Genomic DNA, 13919 nt, shown 5'->3' with positions numbered 1-13919 from the left:
ACTCATCGGCCGCTCACCGCCCGCACATACCCGGCCGGCTCCAGCAGCCCCGCCGCGGCGTCATCGGCCACCTGCAGCAGCGGCCCGCCCAACGGCCCAAGCAGCAGCGCGCACGCGCCGAGCGCCAACGGCGGTCCGAGCAGCGCCAGACCGGGGCGGGCGGTTCGCTCCCGGGCCGCTCGCGGCACCTCACCCCAGAACGCGACACCCCAGATCTTCAGCATCGACAGCAGCGTCACCAGGCTGACCAACACCGCCACCGTCAGCACGAGCCAGTCACCGACCTCGTTGGCGGCCCGCAGCACCAGAAACTTGGCGAGAAACCCGCCGAACGGGGGCAGACCGGCCAGGGACAGAGCGGCGACGCCGAAGGCCAACGCGAGCAGCGGGCTGGACGAGGCCAGCCCACCCAGCCGACTCAACCGGTCGGTACCACGGGTGGCTCCCACCACCGCCGCGCACAGGAACAGTGCCGCCTTCACCAACACGTACTGGGCCAGGTAAAAGATGGCGGCGGCGAGACTCGCGGCGGTGAACAGGGCCAGCCCAAGCAGCACGTACCCGATCTGGCTCACCATGTGAAAGGCCAGCACCTTCCGCATCGAACCGACGCCGATCGCGCCGAGCACCCCGATCACCATGGACGCCAGCGCCACCGCCACCAGCAACGGGTGGTACGCCGGGTCGCCGCCGTACAACACGGCGTAGATTCGAATGATCGCGTACAGCCCCACCTTGGTGAGCAGACCGGAGAAGAGCGCGACGACCACCGGCGAGGCGACCGGGTAGGCGCGGGGCAGCCAGTCGTGCAGCGGCACGAGCGCGCCCTTGAGCGCGAACGCCAGCAGCACGACACCGCCGGCGGCTGCGGCGGCGGGGACCTCCCGGGCCGTACCGGCGAGGTCCGCGAGCCCGACCGTACCGGTGACCCCGTAGAGCAGTCCGACGCCGGCCAGCAGGATCGTGGAGCCGAGCAGGCTGGTGGCGATGTACACCCGGCCCGCACCGGCACGCCCCGGGCCGCCGGAGAGCGCCAGCAGCACGTAGGACGGAACGAGCATGACCTCGACCAGCACGAACAGGTTGAACAGATCGGTGGTGAGGTAGGCGCCGTACGCCCCTGCCGACAGCACCATCGTCAGCGGCAGAAAGGCCCGCTGGCAGTCATCCCCGGTCCCGGCGGCAGCCACCAGGCAGGCCAGCACCACCATCGCCGAGACCGTGACCAGTAACGCGCTCAGCGGATCGGCCGCCAAGGTGATCGTGACAACCGGCGGCCAGCCGCCGACCCGGAGCACCGGAACCGCGCCGTCGGAGGTCGCCACCAGCAGGACGACACCCACCGCGATGACGGCCGCCGTGGCGAGCAGCGCCACCACCCGGCGCAGCACCAGCCGGTCGGGAAGAGCGAGCAACACGGCGGCGGCGAGAAGCGGACCCACCACCGGAACCATCAACAGGATGCTCACCGCGGCCCCCCGTCCCACGTCTCCGGTGGGCGACTTCCCCGCCGGGCGCCGCGGCGCAGCAGCCGCAGCAGGTAGACGGTGATACCGAAGGTGATCACGATGGCGGTCAGGATGAAGGCCTGGGGCAGCGGGTCGGCGCTCTCCGGGCCGCCGCCGTCGACCGGCGGCTCCCGCCGGTGCAGCCCACCAGCGGCCAGCAGGAGCACGTTCACCGCGTGCCCGAGCAGCACGAAGCCGAGCACCAGCCGCAGCTGCCCGGGGCGGAGCAGGAGGAAGACGCCGGCCGCCACCAGCACTCCGACGATCAGCGGCCCGCTCATCGGACCCGCTCCCGAATCGGCCCGGGCGCCGGGCCGGCGGGCGCGCTGTCCAGCCGGCGGACCGCCGCCACGACCAGGGCCAGCACCATCAGGTACACACCCAGGTCGAACAGGAGAGCCGACGACACCGAACCGACGCCGGGCAACGGGAGCTTGACCGGGGTCAGGAAGGCCCGGCCCACAGCCACCGGCGCCAAGCCCACGACCAGCGCCAGTAGCAGGCCGACGGTGAGCAGTGGCGCTCCCCGGAGGCGGCCCAGCAGCGGCGCTCCCGCGGGGTGCGCCAGGTGGCCGAGGCCGACCGCGGTACCGGCGAGCAGGGCGGCGATGAACCCGCCCCCGAGCTCCTGGTGGCCGCGGAGGAACAACACCGCGGAGGCGACCAGCATGACCGGGGCCAGCACGCGGTACGCCAGCTCAAGCACCGGATCGACGGCGTGCCGTACGGCGTCGGGACGCTGCCCTGCGGCTTTGGCCGGCCGGGCGAGCCCGATCAGCCCAACCGCGACCACCGCGAGTACGACCGCCTCGCCGAGGGTATCCAGGGCCCGGAAGTCGACGAGGATGGTGTTGACCAGGTTCTGCCCACCGGTGACCGCGGACGCCTCCCGCAGGTACCAGTCGCCGGCGGGCGACAGGTCGCGGCGGCCGGTCAACGCCGCGGTCGCCACCGCCGCCGCCACCCCGGCGAGCACCGCCAACCCGGCGCCGGCGATCAAGCCCACTCGTCGGCCCGGCGCGACCAACCTTCCGGGCCGGCCCCGCAGGGCGAGCATGACCACCACCGTGGTGAGCACCTCGACCAGCATCAGGGTGAGCGCCACGTCCGGGGCGCCCGTGGTGAGGAACCAGGCTGCCAGGATCAGGCCGACCGCGCCGGTCAGCGCGACCGCCGCGAGCGCCGACCGGGTGGTCAACAGGCCGGCGAGGGCGACGAGTAGTAGCCCGAGCACGAGCCAGTCCCCAGGTCGGGTGGCGTCCGGATGCCCGGTGGGCAGCGGACCGAGGAGCAGCCCGGCGACCGCCGCCAGCGCCACCACAGCCAGCAGCGGCCGGGCCAGGTAGGGAGCCGGAGCCGTGACCTGGGCGGGTCGGGCGACGACCGCCCCGAAGCGCAGCAGGGCACGCCGGAACCGCTCGAGGTAGCCGGTGAACGGTGGGGTGGTCGGTATCGCCGCGAGCACCGGGCCGGTCCGGCGCCGGTACCAGAACAGCAGCGTCCCGAGCAGGACGGTGAGCGCGGAGAGCCCGAGCGCCGGGGTAAAGCCATGCCAGAAGGCCAGGTAGGGCGCCGGCCCCTGGGGGCGGGCATCGCTGGCGGCCCGCTCCACCATCGGGCTGAGGATTGCGACGGCCGGGCCGAGAGCGGTGGCGAGGAGCGCCGCGACAGCCGCCGGCGCCAGGAACGACCAGGCCGGTTCGTGCAGCTCACGCTGCCGGGTCGGGCCAGAGAGGACACCGTGGACCAGCCGCGCGGCGTACGCGAAGGTGAGCGTCGCGGCGAGCACCGCCAGGCCGGCGGCGATCCACCCGAGCCAGGGCACCGCGTCCACCGTGATGAGCGCCTCGAAGATCGCCTCCTTGCCGACGAAGCCGATCGTCGGCGGCAGACCGGCCAGCGACATGGCCGCCAACACGGTCAGCGTCACGGTGATCGGCATCGCCCGCCGCAACCCGGACAGGGCCCGGATGTCCCGGCTGCCCGCCTGCCGGTCGATGATTCCCACCAGCATGAACAGCGTCGCCTTGAACAGGGCGTGCGCGATCGTGTACAGGATCGCCGCCGCGTCCGAGGCGGGCGTGCCGACGCCGATGACGCTGACCAGCAGGCCGAGCTGGCTCACCGTGGAGTACGCGAGCAGCGCCTTGAGGTCGTGTTGGCGGAGCGCCAACAGCGCGCCGACGATCGCGGTGAGCAGCCCGAGGCCAATCAACGTCAGGTCCCACGGCCACTGTCCGCCAAACAGCGCCGAGAAGCGCATCAGCAGGTAGATGCCCGCCTTCACCAGCGTGGCGGCGTGCAGATAGGCGCTGACCGGGGTGAGGGCGACCATGGCACCGGGCAGCCAGAAATGGAACGGCACCTGCGCCGACTTCGTGATCGCCGCGAAGATCACCAGGGCGCCCGCCGCCCAGGCGGGTCCGGTCGCCAGCCGGCCCGGATCGGCCAGGATCAGATGGAGGTCGCTGGTGCCGAGGCTCACGGTCAGCACGACCACCGCCACCAGCAGCGCCACCCCACCGGTGGTGGTGATGACGAGGGCCTGGATCGCCGGCCCACGGGCCTGCGGGCGACCGTCCTGCCCGATGAGAACGAACGACAGGATGCTGGACAGCTCCCAGAAGACGAAGAGCAGCAGCAGGTCGTCGGCGAGCACCAGACCCAGCATCGCCGCGGCGAACAGGGTCATCGTCACGTACACCCGGGTGTGCCGGCTGTCCGGGCTCAGGTAGCGCGGACAGTACGCCATGACGAACGCGCCCACTCCCAACACCAGCAGGGCGAAGATGAGATTGAGCGCGTCCATCCGCAGCTCCGCGTAGACCCCCAGCGACGGTAGCCACGGCCAGGAGACGGCGACGGCCTGATCGGCGAGCAGGAGCGGACGCTGGGAGAGGAGCAGGCCCGCCCCGGCCAGGTAACCGACGGCGAGCAGGTAGCCGGCGTTTCGCCCCAACCACCAGGTCAACACCGGCGCTACGGCAGCGAGGAGGAACTGCCCGCCGAGGACGACAGCGAGAATCATGCCGGCCCGCAGCAGCCGGACCGGTGTCGCCCACGAACCCCCGGCGCCGCCACGGCTGCCATCGCCTTCTCCCTACTCCACCGACCGTGTCGGGGCTGCGGACTACTACCCGTCCGGCGCCCCGTCGACACCTCCCCCCGACGGACGAATAATCCGGACGTATGCGATGGAACACCGGTGACGGTCGGCTGCGGTGTCAAACATCGCTAGCCTGAGAGGCCAGTGAGATTTCTGCGGCAGACGAGGCTTGCGCGGGACCGCACGAACCCAACGGCGGGTCCAGCCGCTCCGGACGGAGCTGCCGTCGAGGCGACGAGGAGGACGTCCGTGACCCAACAGACCTGGGACGAGGTGGGCGATCTGCTGCCACACGATGAGTTCTGCGCCGTCGGTGACGCGATCGTGGCGAACATCGAACAGGTCATTGAGGGTAAGACCGCCACCGTGCAACTCGCCCTCGCCGTTCTACTCGCCGAGGGTCACCTGCTCATCGAGGACGTCCCCGGAGTCGGCAAGACCAAGCTGGCCAAGGCACTGGCGCGCTCGATCGACTGCTCGGTACGCCGCATCCAGTTCACCCCCGACCTGCTACCCAGCGACGTCACCGGGGTCAGCGTCTACAACCAGGAGACGCACGACTTCGAGTTCCGTCCCGGCGCTGTCTTCGCCAACCTGGTGGTCGGCGACGAGATCAACCGGGCCTCACCGAAGACCCAGTCCGCGCTGTTGGAGTGTATGGAGGAGCGGCAGGTCACCGTGGACGGCATGACCTACCCGCTGCAGACGCCGTTCATGGTGGTCGCTACCCAGAACCCAATCGAGATGGAGGGCACCTACCCGCTGCCGGAAGCCCAGCGCGACCGGTTCACCGCCCGGATCGCGATGGGGTACCCGGACGTCGGGGCCGAGTTGGCGATGCTCGACGGGCATGGCGGCACCGACCCGCTGGAGTCGCTGCGGCCGGTCTCCGACGCCGGCATCGTGAGCCGACTCATCACCCACGTCCGGCAGGTGCACGTCGCCGACGCCGTCAAGCGCTACGCGGTGGAGCTGGTCACCGCCACCCGCGAGGCTCCCGACCTCCGCCTCGGTGCCTCGCCCCGAGCGACCCTCCAGTTGCTGCGCACGGCCCGCGCGGTCGCCGCGCTCGAGGGGCGCGACTACGTCCTCCCCGACGATCTGCAGGTGCTGGCCGTACCGGTGCTGGCGCACCGAATCATCCCGACCGCCGACGCCCAGCTGGCCCGACGCACCACCGACACGATCGTCTCCGAGCTGGTGCACCGGCTGCCGCTGCCGCAGGAGCGCCGGCGTTCGTCGTACGACACCCGGCCCGCCACCGACAGCGGCCGCGCCCCGTACGAGCCGCGGAGGGCGTGAGGTGCGCGACGGGCTGCGCGGGCTGACCACGCGGGGCCGGTCGTTCCTCGCCGCGGCAGTCGCGGCGGGGATCTCGGCCGCCATCCTCGGGGAACGGGACCTGCTCCGGGTGGCGGCGCTACTCGCGGTCCTGCCGCTGCTGGCCGCACTCTACGTTGGCCGTAGCCGCTACAAGTTGGCCTGCAATCGGTCACTGGAACCAGAGCGGGTACCGGTCAGCGCCAGCTCCCGGGTGGTGCTGCGGCTCCAGAACCTGTCCCGCCTGCCCACCGGTACGCTCCTGCTGGAGGACCGACTGCCGTACGCGCTGGGCAGCCGGCCCCGGGTCGTGTTGGACCGGCTCGGCGCGCAGCAGGCCAGCTCGGTGGCGTACACGGTGCGGGCCGACGTGCGCGGCCGATACAGGCTCGGCCCACTGGTGGTCCGGATGACCGACCCGTTCGGTCTGTGCGAGGTGACCCGAGCCTTCCCCAGCACCGACCAGCTGACGGTGGTCCCGCAGGCCACGCCCCTGCCCACAGTCCGACTTCCCAGCGAGTACGCGGGCAGCGGCGACAGCCGGGCCCGGTCGGTGGCGGTGCACGGCGAGGATGATGCGGCGACCCGGGAGTACCGGTTGGGCGACGACCTGCGGCGGGTGCACTGGAAGTCCACCGCGCGCACCGGTGAGCTGATGGTCCGCCGCGAGGAGCAACCCTGGGAGAGCCGCGCCACCGTGCTGCTGGACACCCGGGCGTACGGGCACTGTGGTGACGGGCCGACGGCCAGCTTCGAGTGGGCGGTCTCCGCCGCCGCGAGCATCGCCGTGCACCTGCGACAGAGCGGCTACCGGCTCCGGCTGCTCACCGGCTCCGGCACGGACATCGACGCGACGGAGGCGGCCGGGCACGGGCTCCTCCTGGACAACCTCGCCGACGCCCGCCTCGACCAGCGGACCGAGCTCGCCACGCTGATCCGGGAGGTTCGGCAACACGTCGGCGGTGGTCTGATCGTCGGCTTGTTCGGGACGCTCAGCACCGTTGAGGCCGAACTACTGGCCGCGCTACGCGGCAACGGCGCTACCTGCGTGGCGTTCCTACAGAACAGCTCCACCTGGCTGACCCTGCCGGCTGGTGCCCGGGCCGAGGCCGACGACGCGCACGCCGCCGCCGCGCTTGCGCTGGTCCGAAGTGGCTGGCGAGTGATCAGCGTAGACCATGGTTCCCGGCTACCGGCCCTGTGGCCGCAGGCCGGGCGGGGCGCGCAGGGCTTCGCTGTCCGGGCGGCGTCGGCCGAGACCGTGGCGAGCAGACGATGAACCGGAGGCCGCGCGCATGAACTCCCACCGGAATCTGGGCTTGGTCGCTGCGGCCGCGACACTGCTCGCCGCGGCGCCGTTGTCAGCCATCTTCGACCGCTGGACCTGGCTGGTCCAGTCGACCATCACCGTCGCCGCGGTGGCCGCGGTGGCCGCCCTGGCCCGGCTGGGCCGGGCCCCGCTGTGGGGGCAGGTGCTGGCCATGCTCGGTGGCCTGTTACTCGCTCTGACCTGGCTGTTCCCCGCGGGCACCGAGTTGCTGGGCGTAGTGCCGACCCCGGCCACCATCGGGCACTTCGGGGCGCTGGCGGAGGCGTCGCTGGTAGACATGCGCAGCTACCGCGTGAAGGTGCCCGACACGGACCCGATGCTGTTCCTCACCGCACTCGGCATCGGCGGGGTCGCCGTGCTGGTGGACCTGTTGGTGGTCGGGCTGCGCCGGCCCGCACTCGCCGGTCTGCCGATGCTGGCCATCTACTCGGTCCCGGTGGCCATCTACGTGAACAGCGTCCCCCCGGTGCCGTTCGCCGTCGGCGCGGCCGGTTACCTGTGGCTGTTGGCCGCCGACAACGTCGACCGGGTACGCCGGTTCGGCCGGCGATTCACCGGCGACGGCCGGGGGGTGGACGTGTGGGAGGCCTCCCCGCTTGCCGCCGCTGGTCGCCGGCTCGCGGCGGTGGGGGTCGCGGTCGCGGTCCTGCTGCCGCTGGCGGTGCCGGGGATGACCAGCGGCCTACTCAGCACGCTCGGCTCGGGCGCCGGGGACGGCACGGGCGGATCGGGCCGGGGCACAACCGGCCAGGTCGACCTCTTCTCGGCCCTCCAGGGCCAGCTCAACCAGGGCGAAATCACCGACCTGGTGAAGGTGACCACCAATGAGCCGTCCCCGCCCTATCTACGGTTCGGCACCGCCGACCAGTTGCGAAGCGGTGGCTTCCAGGCCCGCTCTCCCAGTGGTACACCGATCAACCGGGAGTTCCGCCCGACCGTGCCAGACCGGGCGGAGATCACCCGCGCCCGCTACCAGGCGACGGTCGAGGTGACTGCGAATTTCGACATGCCGCTGCTGCCGGTGTACCCCGAGCCGGTGCAGTTCAAGCTGGACGGCAGCTGGTCCTTCGACCCGAACCAACAGGTCCTCTTCTCCAATCGGGAGCGTTCGTCGGGCAAGCGCTACGAGTTCGAGTACGTGCGGTCGACCTACTCGCCGGCGGCCCTGCGGCAGGCCCGCCCACTCCCGGCCGAGCACAGCCTCCGCCGACAGACGGCCACGCCGGCGGTGCCCGCGGTGGAGGCGTTGGTGGACGAGCTGACCCAGGGCCAAGACACCGAGTACGACAAGGTGCGGGCCATCTATGACCACTTCGCCACGGAGAACGGGTTCAGTTACGCCCTCAGCACCGAGGGAGGCACCAGCGGTTCCGAGATCGTCGACTTCCTCACCAACAAGGTCGGTTTCTGTCAGCAGTACGCCGCCGCGATGGCCTGGTTGGTCCGGGCCGCCGACATTCCGGCTCGGGTCGCCTTCGGCTTCACCACCGGCACCAGGTCCGACGGTGACGCCTACGTGCTGACCAACCGCAACCTGCATGCCTGGACCGAGGTCTACTTCGACGGGTTCGGCTGGGTTCCGTTCGACGCCACTCCCGCGTACGGCGTGCCGGGGTCGGTCCGCTCCGACTGGGCCCCCGATCTTGAGGTGGAGGAGGAGGTCGCCCCGGGGCCGAGCGCGTCAGCGGGGCCGGCGGGCTCCGGTTCCGAGACGAGTCAGAACCAGCTGCAGGAGGGGCTGGAGGGGGATTTGTCGGGGCTGTCGAACGGCACCAGCACCCCCACCCGGCCCGGATCATCCTGGCTCTGGTGGGCGGTCGGGGCGCTGGCCCTGCTCGTGCTGCTCACCGCACCGGCGTTACGCCGGTCCGCCCTACGCCGACGGCGCAGTGGCAGCAGCCGGACGCCGTCGGCCGCGCGGGCCGGGGTGACCACCGGCGGTAAACCTTCGGACGACCACCGCATGGTGGTGCTGGCCGACGCGGACCGGGCACGGGCCGACGCGCACGCGGCCTGGGACGAGTTGCTGGACACGTTGGTGGACTTCCGGCAACGGATCAACGGGGCGGAGACACCGCGCGCCACCGCGAGCCGACTCGCCCGCGACACCTTCCGTGCGGACAGCGAGGCCGGTTCAGCGGTACGGCTGCTGGGCCGGGCCGAGGAACTCGCCCGCTATGCCCGCGATCCGCACCCCGGGGAGCCGCTGCTGCCAGCTCTGCGCCGGGTTCGGGCCGCGCTCGTGGCAAGATCCGACCGCCGTACGCGCCTGCTGGCGGCAACCCTGCCCTCGTCGGTGCTGCTGCGCTGGCAGACGGCCGCCGCTGCCGTCTTGACCCGCCTGACGTCGTCCTACGGTCGGTTCCGGGTCGTGACCCTACGCTGGAGCCCGCGCCGGCTACTCGCCGACCGCCGCCCCCGTTGACACACCCGCCCCAACCGGTCGTCGCCGGTTGGGGCGGGACGGTCAAGGTCTCAACGGCGCCCCTCCGGGCGCTGCCGCCACCGGTCCTCCATCCGATCCAGGATTGACGGTCGACGCCCCGACCGCCCACGGGACCGGCGGCGCGTTGTCGTCCCACCCACGACATGCAGGTCGGGGGACTGCGACCGCCGGTGCGACTGCGCCCCGAAGCCCAACGCGGCCAACATGACGACGAAACCCGCCACCGCCAGCGGCGGGGTCTTGATCACCGCGCCGTAAACCAGCAGGGACAGGCCGACGACGACCACGCCGGCGGCGATGAGCAAACGACGCCGCGCGTGGAAACGCGGGTCGCTGGCGCGCACGGCCGAGGCGAACTTGGGGTCCTCGGCAAGCGACCGCTCGATCTGATCGAACAGCCGCTGCTCGTGCTCCGAGAGCGGCACGGCACTCCTCCCCGGTCACGTTGGTCGGCCCGGGCGGCCGACAGACCGTGGCAGCCAACCAGCTGCTTACCCACAAGTCTACGAGGGCCCTCGCGCGTCGGAAAGCGGGACGACCTATGGCCGGCGCTGATTTTCCCTCAGCTGCTGGTCACGGGGGCGCAACAGGCTGGCTGGACCGATGACGGAACGCCCGAAACGGGCAGCGGCGGCGTCAACGGCGCGTTCGGCCTCCCGCCACCCCCGAGCGGGCTCACCAAGGGCGAGTTGCCGGGGTGCGTCCCGGACGGGCACGATCTGCTCAGCCCGGACGCCGACCAGCCGGATCGGTTCCCCGGGGTCCAGGAGGGTGTAGAGCGCCCAGGCGGTGTCGAACATCTCCCGGCCGACATCGGTCGGAACATCGAGGCTGCGGGAGCGGCTGACCGTACGAAAATCGGCCAACCGCACCTTCAACGTCACCGTCCGCCCCACCTGGCCACCGCGGCGCAGCCGGGCACCGACCTTCTCGGCGAGGCCGAGCAGAGCCCGACGGATCTCCCGCCGATCGGTCACGTCAACGTCGAACGTCACCTCCGCACCGACCGACTTCTCCCCCCGCTCCGGGGTGACCCGCCGCGGGTCCCGCCCCCACGCCAGCTCGTGCAGGTGCCGGGCCGCGGCGGCACCGAGCGCCCGACGGAGCATCCCGTCCGGCGCCTGCGCCAGCTCACCGACGGTGACCAGGCCGAGCCGACGCAGCGTCTCGGCCGACCGCTCCCCAACCCCCCAGAGCGCCTCCACCGGCAACGGATGCAGAAACTCAAGCACCCGTGCGGTCGGAACCACCAGCAGCCCGTCCGGCTTGGCCCGCGTCGAGCCAAGCTTCGCGACGAACTTGCTCGACGCCACCCCGACCGAGCAGGTGATCCCCACCTCGGTCGCCACCCGCTCGCGAATCAGCCGGGCGATCGCCGACGGCGGGCCGAACAGCCGCTGGGCGCCGGCCACGTCGAGGAAGGCCTCGTCCAGGGAGAGGGGCTCGACCAGCGGTGTGACCTCCCGGAAGATCTGCATCACCCGGCGCGAGGCGGTCGTGTAGGCGGTGAAGTCGGGCGGCAGGAAGACCGCGTGCGGGCAGAGCGCCCGGGCCCGCGCGGTCGGCATCGCGCTGCGAACCCCGTACCGTCGGGCCGGGTAGCTCGCCGAGCTGACCACCCCCCGCGGTCCCAGCCCGCCGACCACGAGCGGCCGGCCGCGCAGCTCCGGCCGGCGGCACACCTCGACAGCGGCGAAGAAGGCGTCCATGTCGACGTGCAGGACCCGGCAGCCGGAGTCGTCGGCGTCCGGCCCGAAACGTGGGTCGCCGCCACGCGGCAACGACTGGCTGCGGCCCATACCCGGAAGGCTAGTGCGGTTATCCCTGCCCCGGCCAGCGACGCGGCAGCGAAACCGCAGCTCAGCCCCGGACCACCAACAGTGGGATCATCATCTCCGCCGCGGTGTCCGAACCGTGGTACGCCACCAGCCGACTCGCCATCGGCGGCTCGGAGCGGGTGGCCAGCACGGCGTGGTCGCCGTTGCAGAGCACCACCACGTCCCCGATTCGGCCCAGGTGCTCCTCGGGCACCGGGCCGAACCAGCCCGCCGCCACCAGCTCCGCCCGGGTGGTGACCCGGGCGGCGGCACCGAGCACGGCCGACCAGGTGGCCACCACGTCGTCCTGGGCACCGGGCCGCACGTGCAGGTAGCGCACTCGGGGCTCGCCGGCCACCACCGTCACGCCGGCGCGCAGGCGCGGGTCGGCATCCAGGTCGAACCGGTGCTCAGGGGGAATGTCGAGCTGACCGTGGTCGGCGGTAACCAGCAACGCCGCGTCCGGCGGCAGCCCCTCCACGAGACGAGCCAGCAGCCGGTCGACATCGGCCGCGGCGGCGCGCCACGGCGCCGAATCGACCCCGCTGAGATGGCCGCGCCGATCGAGGTCGGGGTGGTAACCAGAGACCAGGGTGGGCCCGGACCCCGCCGCCAGCGTGGCCAACATCTCCCGACCCAGTTCGTCAGCGTCCGCCGCACCCCGGTAGTCGCCACCCCGATTGGCCGCCAGGGTGAGGCCGCTCCCGCCGAACTCGGGCCGGCTCACCACCGTCACCCGGACCCCGGCGGCCTGGGCCCGTTCCAGCTGGGTGGGGACGGGTTGCCAGCGCAGCGGCTCCGGGTCGCCGGCCCAGTCAAGGTGGTTGAGCACTCGGTCGGTGCCGGGGACCCGCAGGGTGAACCCGAGCACGCCGTGCGCACCGGGGGCAGTGCCCGTGCCGAGGGTCACCAGGCTGGTCGGAGTGGTGGACGGAAAGCCGGAGGTGAGCGGCCGGCCGACGGTTGCGGTCAGCCCAGCCAGGGTCGGTGCGTACGGCGTGGCGGTGGGGATCTGGTGCCAGCCGAGCCCATCCACCAACAGCACGGCGATCCGGCGCACGCCTTCGAGCACAGCAGTCAGGCCGAGCACGTCGGTCGCGCCGGGCACTCCCAGCGCCGCGAGCGCGGCGGGCAGGATGTCCGCGAGGCTCGCCACGCCGTACTGGGGGGCGAGGATCCCGTACGGATCGCTCGCCCCGGAGTCAGCCCCGACCGGCGAACCGGCCGCGGCCCACGGCGACGGGACGCCAGGCCGGCGGGTGTGCTCCGGCGGGCCGGTCATGCCTGCCGACGGGCGAACAGGTGTAACTGGGCGGCGAGGTCCCGCCAGGGCGGTTGGGCGGCGAGCGCCAACTCCAGCTCCAGCAGGGCGGCGGGCTGGCCATCGGCGACCGCGGCGGGCAGCAGGTCGGTGAGGACGCGTACGCCGTGGATCTCCTCGACCGCCAGACCTGCGGCCGTGAGCAGCGCGGCCGCCTCATCGGCGGCGAAACGCCGCCGCAGCGGGTCCCGGGGACCGGCGGCTCCGGAGGTATCGGCGGCGAGGAGTGCGGCGACCTCCAGCTGGCCGGTCATGGCCCGACCGAGCACGGCGGCGGCCCGCCCGGCGACCAGGGCGCTCGCGGCCCCGCCGGGGCGCAGCGCACCGGCCAGCGCGGCGACCACCGCCGCCGGGTCGTCAACCACCTCCAGAACGGCATGGCAGAGCACCAAATCCACGCTGGCCGGCTCCACGAGCCCGGCGAGCGCGTCACCGTCGCCCTGCACCGCATGCACCCGGTCGGCAACCCCGGCCTCAGCGGCGCGGCGGGTCAGCGCGGCGAGCGCGTCGGGGTTGGCGTCCACGACAGTCACCTGGTGCCCAGCCAGGGCCAGCGGGACCGCGAAGCCGCCGGTGCCGCCACCCACGTCGAGTACGGTCAGGTCGGTGCCGGCACGGCGGTCAAGCTCGGCGCGCAGCACCGACCAGATGACAGCGGTACGCGGGGTCAGCGGCGGGCCAGTGAGCCGCCCTCGGGTCTGCTCCACCTCGACCAGCCTAGTCACCACGTCCAGTCCCGTCCGGAACGGCTGGCCGGTCAGGACCCGGGACGGTCAGGACCCGGGACGGTCAGGACCCGGGACGGTCAGGACTCGCCGCCGGTGACGGCTTCCTCCTCGTGTCGCGAACGCACCGAGTTCGCCACCGGTCCCTCGGTGATCTCGTACTCCCGGGCCTCGGCGTGATGGGTGGGCACCCACCCGGCCCCGAGCCGGGTCCGGCTCGTGTTGGCCACCCCACCGTTGTAGGCGCGATTCCCCGTCATCGGTTCGTCCCCTCGTTACCGCGCGGGCCACGTTGCCAGCGCGGGCAGGAGTCTTCCGCCGCCCGAAGGCAAAAACCGTAACCCGA

Annotated in this window: 11 protein-coding genes; 3 read left to right on the top strand and 8 right to left on the bottom strand. The window is 72.5% G+C overall.

Going from position 1 to position 13919, the window contains the following annotated elements; genetic code table 11:
* Nucleotides 1–2: 2 nt before the first annotated feature.
* From SALPAC3_RS0121580 to mbhE, 3 genes are read right to left on the bottom strand one after another with little or no spacing between them, the layout of a single operon-like run.
* Nucleotides 3–1487, bottom strand: coding sequence for a monovalent cation/H+ antiporter subunit D family protein (locus SALPAC3_RS0121580; protein WP_018223253.1), 1485 nt, complete (start codon nucleotides 1485–1487; stop codon nucleotides 3–5).
* Nucleotides 1466–1789, bottom strand: coding sequence for a sodium:proton antiporter (locus SALPAC3_RS0121575; RefSeq protein ID WP_018223252.1), 324 nt, complete (start codon nucleotides 1787–1789; stop codon nucleotides 1466–1468). Before SALPAC3_RS0121575 ends, SALPAC3_RS0121580 begins: the two co-directional genes overlap by 22 nt.
* Nucleotides 1786–4536, bottom strand: a complete 2751-nt coding sequence (gene mbhE, locus SALPAC3_RS0121570; RefSeq protein WP_018223251.1) for a hydrogen gas-evolving membrane-bound hydrogenase subunit E — start codon at nucleotides 4534–4536, stop codon at nucleotides 1786–1788. Before mbhE ends, SALPAC3_RS0121575 begins: the two co-directional genes overlap by 4 nt.
* A gap of 327 nt (nucleotides 4537–4863) precedes the next feature.
* Between mbhE and SALPAC3_RS0121565 the strand changes: the two genes are divergently transcribed.
* The 3 genes from SALPAC3_RS0121565 to SALPAC3_RS0121555 are packed head-to-tail and all read left to right on the top strand — an operon-like array spanning nucleotide 4864 to nucleotide 9689.
* Entirely contained in the window at nucleotides 4864–5916 is a 1053-nt protein-coding gene (locus tag SALPAC3_RS0121565; RefSeq protein ID WP_018223250.1) for an AAA family ATPase, read from the top strand.
* A gap of 1 nt (nucleotide 5917) precedes the next feature.
* On the top strand, nucleotides 5918–7213 hold the full coding sequence (locus SALPAC3_RS0121560; protein WP_018223249.1) for a DUF58 domain-containing protein: 1296 nt from the start codon (nucleotides 5918–5920) through the stop codon (nucleotides 7211–7213).
* 16 nt (nucleotides 7214–7229) lie between these two features.
* Complete coding sequence (locus SALPAC3_RS0121555; protein ID WP_018223248.1) at nucleotides 7230–9689, top strand: transglutaminase TgpA family protein; 2460 nt, start codon at nucleotides 7230–7232, stop codon at nucleotides 9687–9689.
* A 50-nt stretch (nucleotides 9690–9739) separates the two neighbouring features.
* Here SALPAC3_RS0121555 and SALPAC3_RS0121550 read toward each other — a convergent pair whose 3' ends face one another.
* The 5 genes from SALPAC3_RS0121550 to SALPAC3_RS0121530 all read right to left on the bottom strand — a co-directional run bounded on the left by SALPAC3_RS0121550 (nucleotide 9740) and on the right by SALPAC3_RS0121530 (nucleotide 13833).
* Nucleotides 9740–10135, bottom strand: coding sequence for a DUF3040 domain-containing protein (locus SALPAC3_RS0121550; protein ID WP_018223247.1), 396 nt, complete (start codon nucleotides 10133–10135; stop codon nucleotides 9740–9742).
* A gap of 114 nt (nucleotides 10136–10249) precedes the next feature.
* On the bottom strand, nucleotides 10250–11509 hold the full coding sequence (locus tag SALPAC3_RS0121545) for a DNA polymerase IV (RefSeq protein ID WP_018223246.1): 1260 nt from the start codon (nucleotides 11507–11509) through the stop codon (nucleotides 10250–10252).
* Between the two features lie 61 nt (nucleotides 11510–11570).
* On the bottom strand, nucleotides 11571–12809 hold the full coding sequence (locus SALPAC3_RS0121540; RefSeq protein ID WP_018223245.1) for an alkaline phosphatase family protein: 1239 nt from the start codon (nucleotides 12807–12809) through the stop codon (nucleotides 11571–11573).
* Nucleotides 12806–13576: a methyltransferase domain-containing protein gene (locus SALPAC3_RS0121535; protein ID WP_018223244.1), complete on the bottom strand. Its 771-nt coding sequence runs from the start codon at nucleotides 13574–13576 to the stop codon at nucleotides 12806–12808. Before SALPAC3_RS0121535 ends, SALPAC3_RS0121540 begins: the two co-directional genes overlap by 4 nt.
* 77 nt (nucleotides 13577–13653) lie before the next feature.
* Nucleotides 13654–13833 (bottom strand): hypothetical protein, encoded by a 180-nt coding sequence (locus tag SALPAC3_RS0121530; protein WP_018223243.1) that lies wholly within the window; start codon nucleotides 13831–13833, stop codon nucleotides 13654–13656.
* Between the last annotated feature and the right edge of the window lie 86 nt (nucleotides 13834–13919).

Origin of the sequence: Salinispora pacifica DSM 45544 (assembly GCF_000378845.1) — a bacterium.
GTDB lineage: Bacteria > Actinomycetota > Actinomycetes > Mycobacteriales > Micromonosporaceae > Micromonospora > Micromonospora pacifica.
Note: the sequence above shows the minus strand (reverse complement) of the source record. Positions and strands in the feature narration are given on the sequence as shown.

What these genes read in the sequence shown, in the direction of transcription:
- SALPAC3_RS0121540 (WP_018223245.1), bottom strand. Translation starts at nt 12,809, where the DNA reads ATGACCGGCCCGCCGGAGCACACCCGCCGGCCTGGCGTCCCGTCGCCG.
- mbhE (WP_018223251.1), bottom strand. Translation starts at nt 4,536, where the DNA reads ATGATTCTCGCTGTCGTCCTCGGCGGGCAGTTCCTCCTCGCTGCCGTA.
- SALPAC3_RS0121545 (WP_018223246.1), bottom strand. Translation starts at nt 11,509, where the DNA reads ATGGGCCGCAGCCAGTCGTTGCCGCGTGGCGGCGACCCACGTTTCGGG.
- SALPAC3_RS0121575 (WP_018223252.1), bottom strand. Translation starts at nt 1,789, where the DNA reads ATGAGCGGGCCGCTGATCGTCGGAGTGCTGGTGGCGGCCGGCGTCTTC.
- SALPAC3_RS0121555 (WP_018223248.1), top strand. Translation starts at nt 7,230, where the DNA reads ATGAACTCCCACCGGAATCTGGGCTTGGTCGCTGCGGCCGCGACACTG.
- SALPAC3_RS0121530 (WP_018223243.1), bottom strand. Translation starts at nt 13,833, where the DNA reads ATGACGGGGAATCGCGCCTACAACGGTGGGGTGGCCAACACGAGCCGG.